Below are 18,356 nucleotides of genomic sequence, written 5' to 3'. Positions count from 1 at the left end.
CGCCGCGCCGTCCCCGTCCGAGCCGGCCGGTGGCGCCGGCTCCGCGGTTCCGCCGCAGGGTCCCGCCGCCACCGCGATGGAGCCCGCGCCGCAGCAGCCCACCGTCGTCAACGTCGTGCAGGCGCCGCTCGCCCGCCAGCTCAAGACGAAGCGCAGCCTGCTCAAATACATCCTGCTCGGCATCGTCACGTTCGGCATCTACGACATCTGGCAGATGAGCGAGATCGGCGAGACGCTGAACCTCATCGCGTCACGCCGTGACGGCAAGCGCACGATGCACTACTGCCTCATGTTCTTCCTCGTCGGCGGCATCACGCTCGGCATCGGCTGGTTCGTGTGGTACCACCGCATGAGCTCGCGCATCGGCGACGAACAGCAGGCGCGCGGCATGCAGCCGACCGTCACCGCGGCCACGTACTGGCTGTGGGGCGTGCTCGGCATCCTCCTGTGCGGCGTCGGACCGTTCATCTACATGTACAAGCTGCTGCACGCGATGAACGACCTCTGCGCCGACTACAACCAGCGCGGCATCTGAATCAAATCCGAATCAACGAAACGGAAAAACGCCGCCGCGGCAATGCTGTCGCGGCGGCGTTTGCCGTTTCAATGCCGTCGTCGTATCGCGCGCGTCAGCCAGTACGCGCCCGCGCCGGCGATTGCGGCGATCGTGGCGAACACCTCGGGGCGACGCAGCTCGTTGCGCACGGTCGCGCCGTCGGTCACGCAGTGGTCCTCGAACCAGACGCGCAGCTCGTTGCCGGAGTAGCGGCCGACCAGATCGCCCCACGTGAGCATGTGCGTCACGTAGTCGGCCGGGTTCTCCTCGTGGAATTCGAACAGGCGGATGCCGCGATAGCGTGACTTCGGCCCGTAACATTCGAATCCGCAGGTCGGCGCATAACCGAGGTCGATGCCGTCCGCGTGCCCGACGAACGCGTTCTTGTGGTCGTGGCCGCAGAACAGCGCGAAATAGCCGCCGGCCTCGCGCATCGCGTCGACTTCGCCCGCGTTCTCGTCGGCGCATCCGATGGCCTCGCCGAGCCGCGAGCCGGGCAGGCATTTGGTTTCGTCGAGCACGTAGCAGCGTCCCGCGTGCGTACGTGCGCCCTCCACCGCGTTCGGCGTCCAGGCGGGTACCTCCTTCAACACGTCGTAGAACTCCTGCGGCGGGATGTGCTGGAACGCGATCGTCGGCACCGGTCTGCCGTCGCCGTTGCGGCCGCGCAGTTCGGCCTGCGCGTCGCCCAGCCAGTTGATCGCGTCGTTCGACGGCGTGCCGTAGCCGTCGGAATCGGCCAGGTCGAGGCGGCGCGGGTTCGCCGCGTACAGCGGGTATTGCGCGTCGCGTTCGGCGGGCGTGTTCCGGTCCGCGTAGTCGCCGGAATTGATCATCGTGACGCTCATCGCGATGCGCCCCGACCCGTCGGACGCTTCGACCGGCATCGCGAACGTGCCCGGTTCGAACGCGAGGTCGTCGGCGTCCGGCGCGAAGGCGTCCGGGTTCATGCATCCGGGGAATTCGCGGTAGATGTCGTCCTGTTCGTCGGCGAGGATGCCGCACTGGAAGTCATGGTTGCCGTAGGTCGCGGCGAACGGCACGCCCGCGTTCATCACCGGCGCGAGGAACGCGGCGAACGTGGCGCGCACCTTGCGCCGCGTGTCGTCCATGAGCTCGTCGAGCGTGACGACGTCGTCGACGGGCGGCACGCTCGGGTCGCGGCGTTGCGCCATGCGCCGCCGCACGCCCTGCAGTTTCGCCTCGATCTCGGTGACGAGGCGGACGCGCGCGCCGGGGTTCTCACCCCGGCGGCGCAGGAACGTGTCGATGTATGCGGGATCGTAGCCGCGGATCTGGTCGCCGGTGAAGACGACGAGATCGGGATCGGCGACGTGGATCGCCTCCTCGATGAGACGAATCGTGTCCTTGTCGACCTCCGGCTTGTCCTGGATGTCGGCCATCTGCAGCACGCGGAACGTGCCGTCCTTGCGAAAACGCAGTGTCATGGCACCCAGTCTAGTCGCGTGGGCGGGGCCGTGCGGTGTGATGGGCGGCACGACGCGACGACCATGCCGCGCCCACGCAACCCGCGCCACGCAACCCGGTTACGCGATGCGGCGGCACGTCATGACATGCGGAGGAACAGCGCGCCGGAACCGTGGTCGGCGGCCAGGACGACGGCCTTGCGGCTGGGGTCGAGGCCTCCCACGCCCCAGGCGCCCGTCACGTCGCGGACCTCCTCCAGCGTGGTGTCGCCGGAATACCAGCGCCACGTGCCGCATGGCGCCATGCCACTGCCCTTCTTGGCCTTGTCGGCGCCGCCGTCCACGACCTTGAGGGATTCCGCGTCGCATTTGAGCGTGTATCCGGTGCCGGTCTTCCTGATGGAGGAGAACCGGCCGGTGACGCTCACCGTGGTGGAAGGCGTGTCCGGGTTCAGATGCGCGACGTTCTCGTCGTCGGCGACCGTGTAGGCCGCGTGGAACGTGCCGTCGGAACGCAGGGTCAGATCGGTGCGGGAGATCGCCGCGCTTGGCCACGAATAGTTGCCGGCGACCTCCTTGAACATCGCCTTCGCCGCAGCGCTGGAGCTGCCGGAGTCGCTGGAACCGTTCGAGCCGCCGTCGACCGCTTCGTATTGGGCTGGGGGCTCGGCGTCGGCGAGCTTCGACCAGTCGATGCCGGCGGCATCGTCGAGATAGTAGACGGTGGCATCGCTCGGCGCGGGTTTCATCGTGACGAGATGGTTCGTGCCGTCACCGTCGAAGTTGCCCGGCACGAACGGATTCGGCACTTTGATGCCGTCGGCCGAAACCTCGGTCTTCCGGTATTGGCTTTTGTCGCGCATGATGATGAACGGGCGCGACGTGTCCACGGTCTTCTGTTTCTTCGCCGCCGCCAGTGCGCCGGAGTCGAAGTAGCCGGAATCCTCAAGCTTCTGCAGGTCAGATCCGACCGGCACGTAGACGAGGAAGTCCTTCATCTTGTACGTGAGGCCTGTGCTGCCGCTGGAGGGGAAACCGTCATTCGGATCATAGGTACTGTACTTGCCCGCTTCACAGTGTTGCCCCACGCCGAACACGTCGGTCACGTCGCCACAGTTCGCCAACCCCATGCCCGCATAGAGTTCGAACATGCCCCAATTCTTGATGAGCAGATGGTTCCTCATCGGCATCTGGTCTTCGGACTCTCCTCTGATGGAGCCGAACATGTTGGAGCTTGGATTCTGGGAGTAGTTGGTCATGCCGAACACATCGTATTTGCTGTCCGGCTCGCGGCCTTTGATCTGGAGGTACCCGGCGTCCGTCCCCGAATAACCGCCGTATGGCGACGGCCCTCGCTCCAACGTGATGCAGTCCTTGTTCCGGTCCGAGACCTGTGCCTTGCAGTAGGTGCCGAGCATGGGGCCGGAATCCTGTTTCACGATCTCGTAGCCGTCCTGCTGCTCGCTGAACAGCGCTTTGACGTCGGAGGCGCCGACCCCGTAGTACAGCGTGACGGATTCGCCGGATTCGAGCGGCGTGCCGGGTGCCGGGTCGGAGCCGGAGATCTTGCCGATGTACCGTTTCGCGGCGAAATGCGGTTCGAGCGTGACGTCGTAGCCTTGCCGTTCGAGCAGGGTCTTCGCCTCGTCCTTTCCCATGCCGGCGATGTCGAGGGGAACGCCGTCGCCCTTCACCGCGACGCCGATGGTGATGCCGTCGTCCATCGCATCCTTCGCGACCGGCTGCCCGGCGGCCGGATTCGTGGCGACGACCTCGTTCTCCTTCGTCTTGCTGTCCGCGCTGACGATGACCTTCTTATAGTGGAGCGGCACGCCCATATTCGCGAGCGTGGCGGCCATGCTCCGGTCGTCCTTCTGCGTGCCGATCGCGTTCTTCGGCACGCCGGGACCGGCGGATTCCCGCACGACGATGGTTGCTCCCGCGCGCACGCGGTCGCCCTGCCGCACACCGTCGCCGTATCCGATGAACGTGCCCGCATCCTGACCGGAGAACACCTTCTCCGTGCGCGTGGTGAGCCCCTTCGCCTTGAGCGCCGCGGTCACGTCCTTCGCCTTGACGACGGACGTCTTGTTGCCGTCGGCGTCCGTGACCGTGGTGGATGGCAGGTCCGCCGAATCGGGCAGCGTCCTGCCGCCCCACACGCCGGTCTGGTAGCCGACCAGCAGGCCGCCGCCGGTCACCACCAGCGCGATCGCCGCGACCAACGCGACGATCAGCGCGGTGCGGGCGCGGCGACGATGCGGGACGGCGGGTGTGACGGTGACGGACGGTCCGGACGATGGCGGAATGGTGTTCGACGATGCCGTCGTATAGGACGGTGCCGGAGGCAACGGCACCGTGCCGTCCGCAGGCAACGGCGCTCCACATTCCGTGCAGAATCGTGCGGCCTTGTCGTTGACCGCGCCGCACCGCCAACACGTCATGATCTTGTTCCTTCCTGTTCGAGGACCGTCTATTCGACGAGGTAGAGCACGTTCTCGTCCGTGGGCGGAATGTTCATGCGATAGGCCAGCAGTTTGATGAACGGTTTGGAGCTGTCCGGCTTGGCTTGCCCGGCGACCTGCGAGTCATTGTATGACGACTTGGCCAGTCCTTCGAGCTTGTCGCTGCTGACTCCGGCCGGCACGTAGACCATGTCCGCGGGCCGCTGAATCTGGTATTCCGCGTACGATGATCCACTGCCGTAGCAGGCTTGGCCGCCTTTCTCGCTACCGCACCGATAATCGCTGTCCGGCCCCATGAGCTCGATGCCCACGTCCTCGGGCACGTCCCACCAGCCGTCGGTGTCCGTGCCATAGGTGACGGCGTGCAGCGTCGTCGATTTCGGATCGTCGGGACTCAGCGAGAAGCCCTGCGTGCCGGATTCCGTGGCCTTGCCCTTCTTGTCGATGGTGAGGCACAACGAATTGTCCTTCATGCAGTATTTGCCGGAGATCGGCGTGAAGTCGCCATCGTCGAGCGTGGAGCGGATCTCGGAGAGAGACATGTCCTTGGTGGATTTCTTCGACTTCGTGTCGGCGTCGCCGGTCTTCTTGCCGGATTTCGTGCCGTCGGAGCCGGTGTCGATCTTCGCGTCGGCGAGCGACGACCAGTCGTAGTCGCCGGTGGAGTCGACGAGATAGTACGCGCTCGCATCGCTCGGCGCCGGCTTGAATCCGACCATGTCGTTCTTCGTGTTCTCGTTCATGTTGAACGGCACGAACGGGTTCGGCGTGCTGGAACTGGAACGGGAGGCCGTGGTCTTGTCGTACAGTTTCGGGTCACGGTACAGCAGGAACGGACGGTCCGTGTCGACCTTCTTCTCCTTCTTCGCGGTCTCCAATGCGGACTTGTCGAAATAGCCGTCGCTTTCCAGCTGGTCGAGCTTCGACCCGGCCGGCACGATCAGGAAGTAGTCCTGCATGTGGTATTCGGCCTTGCCGGAGCAGGATGATGAGCTGTTGCGCTGTTTGGTGCCGTCGCACCAATAGTTCGTGAGGCTCTCGTAGGGCATCTCCTCGAACGCGCCGACGTTCTGCTTGAGCAGGAACGCATCGTTGCCGCAGTACGGGTCGGATATGTTGGCGCAGGCGGTCAACGTGCCGTATTCACCGTAATCCGTGCCGTCACGACCCTTCTCGTATGGCAGCGAGCCCGGCCCGAGATCCGCGGATTCACCGTCCAGCGTGATGCAGTCGCCGTCGTTCCGGCACCATGTGCCGGCTGCGATGGCCGACGATCCGAGCATCATGTGGGTGCCGGTCTCCGGCGAATCGTAGGAGAACGCCTCCTGCACGTCGTCGGCGCCGATGCCCTCATACAACGTGACGTCGTCGCCGGAGTCGAGGGAGGAGCCGGGCGCCGGGTCGGAGCCGGTCACCTTGCCGATGTTCTTCTTCGACGAGAAGCGTTTCTCGATGGTCACGTCGTAGCCTTGCGATTCGAGGTCGGATTCGACGTCGTCCACATCCTTGCCGACGATGTCGGCGCCGAGGCCGTCGCCCTTCGTGGCGACGCCCACGTAGATGCCATCATCCATCTCGTCTTTGGCGACCGCCTGCCCCTGATTCGGGTAGGTCGCCATGATCGTGCCTTCCGGCGTCTTCTTCGTGTCGGTGACGATGATCTGCTTGTAATGGACGGGCACGCCCATGTTCGCGAGCGTGGAGACGACGCTCGTGGCCTGCTTGCCGACCGTGCCCTTCGGCACGCCCGGACCGGCGGACTCCTGCACGACGACGGTCGTGCTCGTGCTCACGCGGTCGCCCTGCTTCACGCCGTCGCCGTAGCCGACGAACGTGCCGCTGTCCGCTCCGGAGAACACCTTCTCCGTGCGCGTGCTGAGGCCTTTCGCCTTGAGCGCCGCGGTCACGTCCTTCGCCTTGACGACGGACGCCTTCTTGCCGTCCGCATCCTTCACCTCGCTGGCGAGCGACGACGGATCGGGCAGTGATTTGCCGCCCCACACCTCGCTGCGGTACGTGAGGAACGCGACGATGCCGACGACGACCAACGCCGCCACGACGATCGCGAGAATCAACGGCAAACGGCTCTTCTTCGCCACGGTCGGCGCACCGCCGTCACCGGAACCGGTGGCACCGCCGGGGAGCACGCCGCCGGGGCCGGCGGGCGCGGCCGGTACCGGCGACAGCACTTCGGTCGCGGCGGTCTGTGTCGCGGACGGCACGGGAGTCGGAACCGGTGCCGGGGCCTGCCGCGCTCCCGCGGCACCCGGCAACGGCACCGAGCCGGGCAATGGCACCGACGGACGCCCCGCCGCCGCACCGCCCGCGGGGTTCAACGCCGCCCCGCACTTCACGCAGAATCGCGCGCCGTCATCGTTGCGCGTACCGCATTGCTCGCAAAACATCAGACCTTGCTCCTTCTTCTCTCGGTTGTCGTTTTACGTATCGGGATATGCCGATATGCGTCGTATCGTCTATTGCCGGTAGCTCTGGAACGTGGCCTTGCCGCCGTCGTTGATGAGCAACGGGGTCTTCCACGAGTCGCCGTCCTCTCCCGAAACCGAGACCAGCCATGATTTGACTTCGACTTTCGTGTCCATGTCGTCATATGGAGTGCCTGCCGGATACCAGTGCCATGTGGTGCACGGATCGACGGCCCAATAGGGATTGGAACTCTTGTCTGATGTCGAATCGGCCAGTTTCAGTGCATCTGCGTCGCATTGCAGGTCGTATCCGCCGGCATCGTTCTTCTTCGCCGACTTGAACTTTCCTTGGAATTTGGATTCCACGCGATCCGCGGTCGCGTTGGACTGGCCGGGACCGGGATTCGCCACGCTGTTCTTGCCGGAGAACGTGCCATCGGCTTTCACGACGATTTCGGTGTAATCCGATCCGTCGCCGTTCTCCCAACGGTATGTGCCGGCCACGCCTTTGAACGAGGCGGTGCCGGTCGAACCGTTGGACCCGTTGCCGGACTGCTTCGCACTCGGCTGCTTCACCTGGGCGTCGGGGAGGGACGACCAGTCGTAGGAGGTGCCGGTTCCGACGAGATAGTAGGCGGACGCGTCGGTGGGGGCCGGCTTGAACTTGGTCACGCCGGCCTCGTCGCCGCTGTATCCGTTGTACGGCACGAACGGGTTCTGCATGTCCATCGACGTGATGTCGACGGTGGTCTTGTCGTACTGCTTCGGGTCGCGGTACAGCAGGAACGGGCGGGTCGTGTCCACGGCCTTGGCCTTCTTCGCGTCCGCGAGCGCGGTCTTGTCGAAGTAGCCGTTCGCTTCCAGCTGGTCGAGTTTCGCGCCGACCGGCACGACCACGTACATGTCCTGCATGCGGTATTGCGCGCCTTGCATCACACTGTCGAAGTCGAAGGTGCCGCCGCTGTACCCGTAGTCGCCGGTGCATCCGCCGAGGAACGAGCCGTCGCCGCCCTTCGGTGTGTCGTCGCCGCAGAAGTAGCCGGTGAGGCTCTGATGCGGCATCAGTTCGAACGCGCCGGTGTCGCCGTCGATCAGATAGCCGGCCTGCTTGTTGCTGCAGTATGCCTGCTGCACGGCGTCGCAGGCGATGAGCATGTCGTCGTAGCCGTTGCGCTCGTAGTCGATGCCGTCGCGGCCCTGCCCGTAGGGGATCTGCCCGTTGCCGTATTGGGAATCCTCGTTCTTCGCGTCGAAGGTGATGCAGTCGCCCGCGTTGTTGCACCATGTGCCGGCGGCCACGGCGGACGAGCCGAGCAGCCCGTCGCCGTAGACGCTGTCGCTCTTGGTGTCTGTGTACGCGTCCTTCACGCCGCTCGCGTCGATGCCGTAGTACAGCGTGACGCTGGCGCCGCTGGACACGTCGCTGCCGGGTGCAGGGTCGGAGCCGACGATCTTGCCGACGTTCGCCTTGGAGGCGAGGCGCGGGTGCAGGGTCACGTCGTAGCCTTGCGATTCGAGATCGGATTGCGCCTTGCTTTTGTCCGTGCCGATGATGTCCGCGCCGATGCCGTCGCCCTTCACGGCAACGCCGATGTCGATGCCGTCGTCAAGCCGGTCTTCGGGCACGCCTTGGCCGTCGGCGGGGTACGTGGCGACGATCTGGTTCTCGGGGATCCGCTTCGTGTCGGTGACGATGATCTTCTTGTAGTGGATGGGCACGCCCATGCTCGCGAACAGTTCGGTCATCTGGTCGACGTTTTTGCCGACGGTGCCTTCGGGCACGCCGGGGCCGGCGGACTCCTCGACGGTGACGGTGCTGCCCGCCTTCACGCGTTGGCCCTGTTGCGCGCCGGAGTAGCCGACGAACGTGCCGACGTCCTGTCCGGAATACACTTTGACGGTTTTCGTCGTCAGGCCTTTGGCCTTCAACGCGTCGGTCACGTCCTTCGCCTTCACGGCGGACGCCTTGCCGCCGTTCGCGTCGGTCACCTCCTTGGCGATCGACGCCGGATCGGGCAGCGTCTTGCCGCCCCACACCTCGGCGCGGTAGGTGAGGAAGGCTACCAGCGCCGCCGCGACGATGGCGAGCGCGGCGACGATCGCGATGATGAGCGGCTTGCGGTTGCGCGGGGCGGCCGTCGCGGCGGCGGGGCCTCCGCCGGGCGTACCGGGCGTACCGGATGATCCGTTGGCCGCAGGACTGGGACCACCGGCCGGAGACGGCACGGGTCCGGGCATCGGCACCGGCGGTTGTCCGCCGTGCGGGGCCTGTGCCGGCATGCCGTCGAGTACGGTGCCGTCCGCCAGTGGAACCGGACGGCCATTCGGCATGGGCACGGTGCGGGGCCCCGCCCCCGGTCGGTGCGAACCGGTGGGCCCGTCGGCGGAACCGGTGGTGCCGCCGACGGCACCCGTCAATGGCGCACCGCAGCGCCCGCAGAACCGTGCGCCGTCATCGTTGTGCATGCCGCATTGATCGCAGAACATCGGTTACGCTCCTTTCCGATCCGGCCCCAGGATGCCGGACCACACATATCAGAACTCAGTTGCCCAAGTCGAAGAACGTGTATTCCATGTCCGAGGATTCGGTGTTGTACAACGCCGGACCAGGCAGTTCGGACGAGTTGGCCACCGTGCTGGCGGCGCCTCCGGAGAACATGAGCTGGTCGTCGCTGAGCTTCGACGTGTCGTAGCCCTTCGGGTAGAGCGTGAACTCGCCGCACGGGTCCATACCGACAGGCTTGACGGTGTTCACCTGTACACCGTCCTCGATGCGGGACGTGCCGACCTTGCCGTCGATCTTGAACGCGCCGGCATCGCATTGCAGCGTGTACGTGCCGTCGCCGTTCTTCTTCGCCGACTTGAACCTGCCGGTGTAGCTCGACTCGTCGCGCGATCCGTTCGGGTGGTCGTCGCCCGTATCGCCCATATTCGTGTCGTAGTACGAACCCTTGAACGTGCCGTCCACGTTGATGGTGAGGCTCGCGCCCCACGCGCCCGCGCCGGAGCCCATCCCGTATTCGGCGGCGCCGGCCTTCATCGCCTCGGCGAGGGTCTTGTCCGTCTTCGAGGACTTGCCGGAATCGTCGGACGAATCCTGCTTCGTGCTCGTCTGCTTCACCTTCGCGTCAGGCAGGGAATCCCAGTCGAGGTCGCCGTTCTGCTCGACCAGGTAGTACACGGTCGAGTCGCTGGGCGCGGGCTTCATGCCGACGAGATGGTTCGTGCCCTTGTCGTTGGTCGGCACGAACGGGTTCTTGAGGTAGCTCGTGTCGTCCGCGGAGACCTTGGTCTCGCTGTACAGGCTGGGGTCGCGCATGACGATGAACGGACGCGACGTGTCGACGGCCTTCTGCTTCTTCGCGGATTCCAGGGCCTTCGAATCGAAGTAGCCGGAATCCTCGAGCGACTTCACGTCCGCGCCGACCGGCACGTATACGAGGAAGTCCTTCATGTTGAAGGTCTCACCGCTGTTCTTGCCGCTCGGCAGATCATTCGGATTGGAGACCCTGCCGTAGCTGCCGGAACGGCAGTATTCACCCAAGTTGGCGGTCATCACCGTGTCGCCGCAGTTCGGCAGGCCCATGCCGGCGTACAGTTCGAACGCGCCGGTCTTGCCGAGCAGCAGGTGGTTCGCCATCGCCAGGTCGCTCTCCTTCATGTATCCGCCGGTACCCTTCGTGGAGACCATGACGCCGTCCGTACCCTGCGAGAAGTTGTTGAGTCCCAACGCGTCGAAGTCGTTCGACGGCTCATGCCCCTTGATCTGCATGAAGCCGCCGCCCGCGCTATCGCCGTACGGACCATCGGCCTCCTCCAATGTAATGCAGTCCTTGGAGGCGTCCTTCACCTCGGACTTGCAGTACATGCCGATCATCGGCGTGGCGTTGCTATTGACGACGTCCATCGCGTAATCGCCGGAGCCGGTGGTCTTGGTGAGCAGATCCATGTTGCTGGACTTGTCGACGCCGTAGTAGAGCGTCACGCTGTCGCCGGAGCTCAGGGACGAGCCGGGCGCCGGGTAGGAGCCGGAGATCTTGCCCACATACTGCTTGGACGAGTAGTGCGGTTCCAGTTCCACGTCGTAGCCCTGCGATTCGAGCTCGCTGACCGCCTTGTCCTTGTCCATGCCCATCACGTCGACGGGGATGCCGTCGCCCTTCGAGGCGACGCCGATGTAGATGCCGTTCTCCATCTCGTCATCGGTCAATCCCACGCCCGGCGCCGGGTAGGTGGTGCTCACCTGCCCCTCCGGCGTCTTGCTGTCGGAGGAGATCACGACCTGCTTGTAGTGGATTGGCACGCCCATCTGCGCGAACAGGTCGACCACCTTGTTCACGTTCTTGCCGACCGTGTCCTTCGGCACGCCCGGACCGGCGGACTCCTGCACGACCACCGTCGACCCCGCGTCCACGCGGTCGCCCTGCTTCGCACCCGAATAGCCGAGGAACACGCCCTTGTCGGAACCGGAGAAGACGGGCACGGTCTTCGTCTTCAATCCCTTCGCCTTCAGCGCCTCGGTCACGTCCTTCGCCTTGACGACGGACGCCTTCTTCTTGCCTTTCGCATCGGTCACGGTCGTCGCGACGGACGCCGGATCGGGCAGCGTCTTGCCGCCCCATACCTCGCTGCGGTAGGTGAGGAACGCGACGATGCCGCCGACGACGACCAACACCGCCACGACGATCGCGAGAATCAACGGCAGACGGTTCTTCTTCGCGACGGTCTGCGCACCACCGTCACCGGAACCGGCGTCACCGCCGGGAAGCGCGCCGCCGGGACCGACCGGCGGCAGCATGGTCGTCGCCGCGGCATCGGCGGGATTCACGGACGCCGGGAGCGGTGCCGAAGCAGGCTCCGGAACCGGCGCACCGGGCATCGGCACGGACGGACGCGGCGGCACGGACGCGCCCGACGGGCCGGGGACGGGCGGCACGGCGGGAGCCGCGGGGACCGGCCCCGGCACGCCGGAACCCGACACGCCGCCCGTGACCGTCGCATCGCCCTGAGGCAGCGGCGCACCGCACTCGGCGCAGAACCTGTAGCCACCCTCGTTGGCGGCACCACATCTCGTGCAGATCATCTTCGTTCCTTACTCTCCATGAACGATGAACTGCCCTCAGTCTACCCGCCGCGCATATCGCCGGTAGATATGTACCGGAAACGCGGCGCAACGGCGTTTCGGCGTGTCGCGGCGGACATCGCCGACCGCCGTCGGAAATCGTCAGATGAACAGGCTCACGCCGCGCCTTGCGATGCAGTACGCGTTGCCGAGCCACGTGTGGCGCGAATTCGGCCAGACCGCGCCCAGTCGCGGCGCGTTCTGGCTCATCCAGATGCTCGGCACGCGGCCGTCCGCCGAACGCGAACCAAGCAGGTTGAAGCCGTTCTTCTCCAGCAGCCATTCCGGATGCTGCGTGGCGATTGCGAGCCCCTCCTCCAACGTGAGCGGCAGACGCTCGTCCGAATCGATGAGCTTGCGCGCCACATCCGGCTCGCGGTTCACGTAGCAGGTGCCGGTATGCGGGTCGACGACCAGATAGAACGGCCCCTCCGGCGGCTCGAAGCCGTCCTGCGGCAGGAAGCTGGCGATGTCGCGCGGCGGCATCGTCGTGAAACCGGCCATGCGGTAGATGGAGGTTCGCGCGATCAGCGATTCGGGCGAGACCAGCTCGCGCGTCGGCACCAGCAGGATGTTCGTGCCGAGATCGGAATGTTCCAGCGCCTCGATGAGCGGGTTCGCGAGCGCGCGGAACGCGGCGGCGCTCATATCCGCCACATCCGGGTACCCCAACGCCACGATCCGGTCAAGCTGTTTGCGCGCTTCCTGAGATGCAATCGACATGCCTCCTAGCGTACCGCGCGCAACGGCGTACCGCACCACCGTACCGCGCCCGCACCACCGCACCGCGCGCAGGCCATCATGCGGAAACGCGTATGCCGCGCCCCGGACGGTTCCGTAGAATAGATATCCACGTGTGTAATCGCCCATCCATCTCACCCAAGGGGTTTGCTATGTCCGAAAAACTGAAGGTCGGCGTGCTCGGCGCGACCGGCATGGTCGGCCAGCGTTTCATCACGCTGCTGGAGAACCATCCGTGGTTCGAGGTGACGACGCTCGCCGCGTCCGCGCACTCCGCGGGCAAGACGTATGAGGAGGCGGTCGGCGACCGTTGGAAGATGGAAGCGCCGATGCCCGAGTACGTCAAGCACATGACGGTGGTCGACGGCGACGAGGCCGAGAAGGTCGCCGAGGGCGTCGACTTCATGTTCTCCGCGGTCAACATGCCGAAGGACCGGATCCGCGCGATCGAGGAGCGTTACGCGAAGACAGAGACGCCGGTCGTCTCGAACAACAGCGCGCACCGCTGGACTCCGGATGTGCCGATGGTCGTGCCGGAGATCAACCCGGAGCATTTCGCGGTGATCGAGCATCAGCGCAAGCGTCTCGGCACGACGCGCGGCTTCATCGCCGTCAAGCCGAACTGCTCGATCCAGGCGTACACGCCGGCGCTGGCCGCGTGGAAGGAGTTCGAGCCGCGCGAGGTGGTCGTGAGCACCTACCAGGCGATCTCCGGCGCGGGCAAGACGTTCAAGGACTGGCCCGAGATGGTGGGCAACATCATCCCGTTCATCTCCGGCGAGGAAGCGAAGAGCGAGAAGGAGCCGCTCAAGGTGTTCGGCCACGTGGATGCGGAGAAGGGCGAGATCGTCCCGTTCGACGGCCCGCTGCGCATTACGTCGCAGTGCATCCGCGTTCCCGTGCTCGACGGCCACACCGCGACCGTGTTCATCAACTTCGGCAAGAAGGCGACGAAGGAGGAGCTCGTCGACCGTCTCGTCAACTACACGTCGGAGGCGGCCCATCTCGGCCTGCCGCACGCGCCGAAGCACTTCATCCAGTACCTGACCGAGGACGATCGCCCGCAGGTCAAGCTGGACGTGGATTATGAGGGCGGCATGGGCGTCTCGATCGGCCGCCTCCGCGAGGATTCGATCTTCGATTGGAAGTTCGTCGGCCTCGCCCACAACACGCTGCGCGGCGCCGCCGGCGGCGCGCTGGAGTGCGCCGAGATGCTCAAGGCGCTGGGCTACATCACGAAGAAGTAAGCCGAAGGTTCGGCCGTTCCGGGGAGTCACCTCCCACGCCTAGATGCCCATAAAGAGGCCCGTGTCCGCCGGATGAGTCCGCGGCACGGGTCTTTCGCATTGGCCGGCATGGTTTCATGCCGGCCAACCGTTATCATCCGCGCTTTTGCATTGTCCGGCATGCCGCTCCGCCGGCTACGCGCAAAACAGCGCGTTCCCGCATTGGCCGGCATGATTCCTTGCACCTCCTACCGCGCGCGTTCCGCCATTGTCCGGCACAATCTCCAAGTAACCATGGAGGCGCCGGTTTCGCGATATCCGCCACACCGAATACGACTACACCGGACTGCTGCGCCCACGGACTATTGCGCCATGGACTGCTGCTAGACACGGACCGCTGCGCCACACAAGGGTGCCGAAACGGTTGTGTGGCACGGCACCGCGCCACACGCGCATCATTTCGCGGATTTCGCTCTTATGTGGCGCGGATTCGCGCCACGCAACCACGAACACGGGTCTTTCAACGCAATGTGGCACACCCCCGCTCCACGCAACCTCGTATCCGCCCACATGGGGCTCGTGTGGCACGAATCCGGGCATCTTCCACCCCGAATCCACGCCACACCACCGTCATTCAGCGCTTTCCCTCGTTGTGTGGCGCACCCCCGCGCCACACAACGCCGCCCGCACCCTCGTGTGGCGCACACGCCCAACCTCCCCGACCGCCATTTTCTTCCACGCAAGAAATCATCCGCAATTTCCAGAATTTTTCTTCCATAGAAGAAAAATTCCCCGGCTGTGCCGAAGACTGATGACGGTAGGCCGCGTGCCGCCGCGACCGTGAGGTTCGGATGGTCTCGGTCGTCGTACAAAAACGCCCTCCCGCGCAAAGCGGGAGGGCGTTCGACCGGAATCCTCGGAGAAACGGCCGACTGCCGGAAGTCCACCGGAGATCCGGCAGTCGCGCCTACCGGAAAATCAGCGACCGGTGCCGCCGTAGACCACGGCTTCCACCTTGTCGGCGTCGAGGCCGTAGGCGGTGTGGAGGGCCTTGACGGCCTCGTTGAGCTGGTCGAGCGGCACGAGCGCGGCGATGCGGATCTCGGAGGTGGAGATCATCAGCACGTTGATGCCCTTCTCGCTCAACGCCTGGAAGAACTTGGCGGCGAGACCGGAGTGGGTCTTCATGCCGACGCCGACGACCGCGACCTTGCCGACGTTCGGATCGACGTCGAAGGACTTGTAGTCGAGCGCGTCATGCGCGTCGAGCAGCGCGTTCTCGACAGCCTTGACGGACGCCTCCGGCACGGTGAAGGAGATGTCGGCGGTGCCCGCGGAGGAGCCGGCCTGCACGATCATGTCGACGTTGATGCCGGCGGCGGCCAGCTCGGTGAACACCTTCGCGGCCATGCCCGGCTCGTTCGGCACGCCGCGCACGGTGGCGAGCGCCTCGCTGCGGTCGTGTGCGATGCCGGAGATGACCGGGGCCTCCGGTCCGAGGTCGGGGAACAGGTCGCCCATCGATTTGTTGTCGTTGTTGTCGCTCATGGTGATGATGTCGCTTTCGGTTTCGTTGCGTTTCGTTGCGTTACTGTTCAATCGTGATGTCGCGTCGCGTCAGTCGATGTTCGGCAGGCTGCGCGGGTCGACGCCTTCGGGCACGACGAGCGTGCCGGGACGGTGCGAGAAGGAGGAGCGCACGTGCAGCGGCATGTTGAATCGTTGCGCGTATTCGACGCAGCGCAGCGCGAGCACCTTCGAGCCGCACGACGCCATTTCGAGGATCGCGTCGTAGCCGATGTACGGGATGCGGCGCGCGGTGGGCACGATGCGCGGGTCGGCGGTGAAGATGCCGTCCACGTCGGTGTAGATCTCGCAGATGTCGGCGCCGAGCGCGACGGCGAGCGCGACGGCGGACGTGTCGGAGCCGCCGCGGCCGAGCGTGGTCGCGTCGCCCTTCGCGTTGATGCCTTGGAATCCGGCGACGATGGCGACGTCGCCGAGGGAGAGCGCGTTCTTCACGCGGTCCGGCTTGACGGCTTTGATGTGTGCGGCGCCGTAGCGGGCGTCGGTGAAGAAGCCGGCCTGCTGTCCGGTGAACGAGTGGGCGCGGCTGCCTTCCGCGTGGATGGCCATGGCGAGCAGGCTCATGGAGATGCGTTCGCCGGCGGTCATCAGCATGTCCATCTCGCGTTCCGGCGGGTTGGAGTCGATGCTCAGCGCCTGGTCGATGAGATCGTCGGTGGTGTCGCCCATCGCGGAGACGACCACGGCGACCTTGTTGCCTTTTTTCTTCGTTTCGACGACGCGCTTGGCCACACGTTTGATCGAATCGGTATCGGCGACCGACGAGCCGCCGTACTTCTGCACGATGAGAGCCACTGCTATCCAATCTTCTTCCGCTGCCTCCCGCCTTCTCGTGGGACGGGAGCGTTTGCCGCATATGCTACGTAAACGCAATGATTATAAGGAGCGGCATGAACCGCCCGCGAACCCGCGCCACCATGCGGACACGCGGGGATTGACGGCGTATCCCATGGGGATTGCCATGGTGCTCCAAGGTTTTCGCATCGTTGCGTTGAGGTTCGCGCGGTTATATGGAATCACCGGCGAACGGAAGCCACCAAGGCGAACCCCATCACCACGGCGGCGGAAGCGGACCGGCGAGGACGATTCCTTCTTCGCGTCCCCATAACGATAACTGAACACCTTCTTTCTTCTTCCTCTCTCTCCTTCGCGAAAGACCCGGCCCCCATCGGCCGGGTCTTTCGTTTTGCGCGACACCCACCAACACAACCCCCAGCGCAAACGTCCCGCCCCGCTCCCCTCGGCGCGAGAATGGTGCGCGAAACGCCCTTTCAGCGCACCAGAATCGCGCGGAGGATTGTTGAAAGTAGAATCCGCGGTCATTCGCTACCTTCGGTTATCCACCATAGATATGGCGCATGGGAGGGTTGTCCACAACTAAATGTGGGAAAATGGGTGGTTATCCACCGAGTTGTCCACAATCGACCACCACAACACCGCGACACGCCGAATGGCGTTGTGGATAAGAAAAAGTTATCCACATTTTCACCCCGGTTTGCCGCCATACATCCACTGAGTTATCCACACTATGGGGATAACTTGGTGGATAACTTGGGGATAACGTGTGGATTACTTTCCCGACCATGGACACCGACTTGCGCGACACGTAACACCGTGGTAACAGCACCGGAATCACGTGTGAACGGAGGGTGAACGGGGCTGCGCCACGCCGGCGAAGCGGCTACTACCCCTCAGTCGGCTACGCCGACAGCTCCCCTGCAAGGGGAGCCAAGAGGCCGGAATCCCCCAGTCCCATCGACGACTACAGTGGACGGTCGGAAAACGCAGGCAACGACCGCACATCGACGCGTAGGACCATGGAACAGGAACACACGAGATGACCACTGACACGGACAACGGCCACCAGCCAACCCCGGCCGATACCACCCCGCCCGCCGCCGCGCCATCCACCCGCCGCACCACCGCGCGGATCGCGGCGCTGGCGATCCCCACGTTCGGGCAGCTCATCGCCGAACCCGCGTTCATCCTCATCGACACGGCGATCGTCGGCCATCTCGGCGAAGCCTCGCTCGCCGGCCTGTCCATCGGCTCGACGATCATCCTCACCACCGTCGGACTGTGCGTGTTCCTCGCCTACGGCACCACCTCGCAGGTGGCGCGGCTCATCGGCGCGGGCCGCCGGCGCGAAGGCCTCGAAGCCGGCATCGACGGCATGTGGCTGGCGCTCGGCATCGGCATCATCGTGTCCGTCATCCTGTTCCTCGCCGGCCGGCCGCTGTGCGCCGCGCTCGGCGCGGAAGGCCCTGTCCTCGACGAGGCGGAACGCTATCTCGACGCGATCGTCTTCGGCCTGCCGGGCATGCTGCTCGTCTACGCGGCGAACGGCATCTTCCGCGGACTCCAGAAGGTGCGCATCACCCTGATCGCCGCCGTCGCCGGCGCGATCGTCAATACGCTCTTGGACATCCTGTTCGTCATCGCGCTCGGCTGGGGCATCGCCGGTTCCGGCGCGGCCACGCTCATCGCGCAATGGTTCATGGGCGTCTTCCTCACTGTGCCGGCGATCCTGTGGTCGCGTGCGGAAGGCGCGTCCGTGCGGCCGCGACTCGCCGGCATCGCGCACAGCGCGGGCGACGGCGTGCCGCTGTTCCTGCGCACGCTCGCCCTGCGCGCCTGCCTCGTCGCGACCGTCATGCTCGCCGCGCGCATGGGCGTGACCGTGCTCGCCGCATACCAGGCGGTCAACGCGACGTGGAATTTCGTGCTCAACATGCTCGACGCGATCGGCATCGCCGGGCAGGCGCTCGTCGCCGCGGAACTCGGCGCGCGACGTCGCGCCGGTGCGCGC

The 18,356-nt window shown here is 65.3% G+C and carries 12 protein-coding genes; 3 read left to right on the top strand and 9 right to left on the bottom strand.

What is annotated here, in order from left to right; all coding sequences use genetic code 11:
- The first annotated feature begins 76 nt into the window (after positions 1-76).
- Positions 77-535 (top strand): DUF4234 domain-containing protein, encoded by a 459-nt coding sequence (locus BSTEL_RS10855; protein ID WP_051923086.1) that lies wholly within the window; start codon positions 77-79, stop codon positions 533-535.
- Between the two features lie 68 nt (positions 536-603).
- On the opposite strand, the gene BSTEL_RS10850 is transcribed toward BSTEL_RS10855, so the two are convergent.
- The 6 genes from BSTEL_RS10850 to BSTEL_RS10825 all read right to left on the bottom strand — a co-directional run bounded on the left by BSTEL_RS10850 (position 604) and on the right by BSTEL_RS10825 (position 12,716).
- Positions 604-2,004, bottom strand: coding sequence for a metallophosphoesterase family protein (locus BSTEL_RS10850; protein WP_034530328.1), 1,401 nt, complete (start codon positions 2,002-2,004; stop codon positions 604-606).
- Between the two features lie 119 nt (positions 2,005-2,123).
- Positions 2,124-4,427: a PASTA domain-containing protein gene (locus BSTEL_RS10845; protein WP_051923085.1), complete on the bottom strand. Its 2,304-nt coding sequence runs from the start codon at positions 4,425-4,427 to the stop codon at positions 2,124-2,126.
- Positions 4,428-4,456: 29 nt separating this feature from the next.
- Complete coding sequence (locus BSTEL_RS10840; protein ID WP_156963306.1) at positions 4,457-6,853, bottom strand: PASTA domain-containing protein; 2,397 nt, start codon at positions 6,851-6,853, stop codon at positions 4,457-4,459.
- Positions 6,854-6,922: 69 nt separating this feature from the next.
- The gene (locus BSTEL_RS10835; protein ID WP_156963305.1) at positions 6,923-9,358 is read right to left on the bottom strand and encodes a PASTA domain-containing protein; all 2,436 of its coding nucleotides are present in this window, start codon (positions 9,356-9,358) and stop codon (positions 6,923-6,925) included.
- A 55-nt stretch (positions 9,359-9,413) separates the two neighbouring features.
- On the bottom strand, positions 9,414-11,954 hold the full coding sequence (locus BSTEL_RS11585; protein WP_051923084.1) for a PASTA domain-containing protein: 2,541 nt from the start codon (positions 11,952-11,954) through the stop codon (positions 9,414-9,416).
- A 141-nt stretch (positions 11,955-12,095) separates the two neighbouring features.
- Complete coding sequence (locus tag BSTEL_RS10825; RefSeq protein WP_034530326.1) at positions 12,096-12,716, bottom strand: DUF5701 family protein; 621 nt, start codon at positions 12,714-12,716, stop codon at positions 12,096-12,098.
- A gap of 170 nt (positions 12,717-12,886) precedes the next feature.
- Between BSTEL_RS10825 and asd the strand changes: the two genes are divergently transcribed.
- Positions 12,887-13,981, top strand: a complete 1,095-nt coding sequence (gene asd / locus BSTEL_RS10820) for an aspartate-semialdehyde dehydrogenase (protein WP_034530325.1) — start codon at positions 12,887-12,889, stop codon at positions 13,979-13,981.
- Positions 13,982-14,938: 957 nt separating this feature from the next.
- Here asd and BSTEL_RS10815 read toward each other — a convergent pair.
- The 3 genes from BSTEL_RS10815 to BSTEL_RS12260 all read right to left on the bottom strand — a co-directional run bounded on the left by BSTEL_RS10815 (position 14,939) and on the right by BSTEL_RS12260 (position 16,870).
- Positions 14,939-15,508, bottom strand: coding sequence for an ACT domain-containing protein (locus tag BSTEL_RS10815; RefSeq protein WP_034530330.1), 570 nt, complete (start codon positions 15,506-15,508; stop codon positions 14,939-14,941).
- A 69-nt stretch (positions 15,509-15,577) separates the two neighbouring features.
- A complete protein-coding gene (locus tag BSTEL_RS10810) occupies positions 15,578-16,342 on the bottom strand; it encodes an aspartate kinase (RefSeq protein ID WP_034530323.1) in 765 nt (254 codons plus the stop codon).
- An 81-nt stretch (positions 16,343-16,423) separates the two neighbouring features.
- The gene (locus BSTEL_RS12260; RefSeq protein WP_156963304.1) at positions 16,424-16,870 is read right to left on the bottom strand and encodes a hypothetical protein; all 447 of its coding nucleotides are present in this window, start codon (positions 16,868-16,870) and stop codon (positions 16,424-16,426) included.
- A gap of 514 nt (positions 16,871-17,384) precedes the next feature.
- On the opposite strand from BSTEL_RS12260, the gene BSTEL_RS10805 reads away from it, so the two are divergent.
- The coding region (locus BSTEL_RS10805; RefSeq protein WP_034530322.1) for an MATE family efflux transporter at positions 17,385-18,356 on the top strand (972 nt) is incomplete at its 3' end.

This window comes from Bifidobacterium stellenboschense, assembly GCF_000741785.1.
Taxonomy (GTDB): Bacteria; Actinomycetota; Actinomycetes; order Actinomycetales; family Bifidobacteriaceae; genus Bifidobacterium; species Bifidobacterium stellenboschense.
This window is presented reverse-complemented; position numbering and strand designations above follow the sequence as displayed.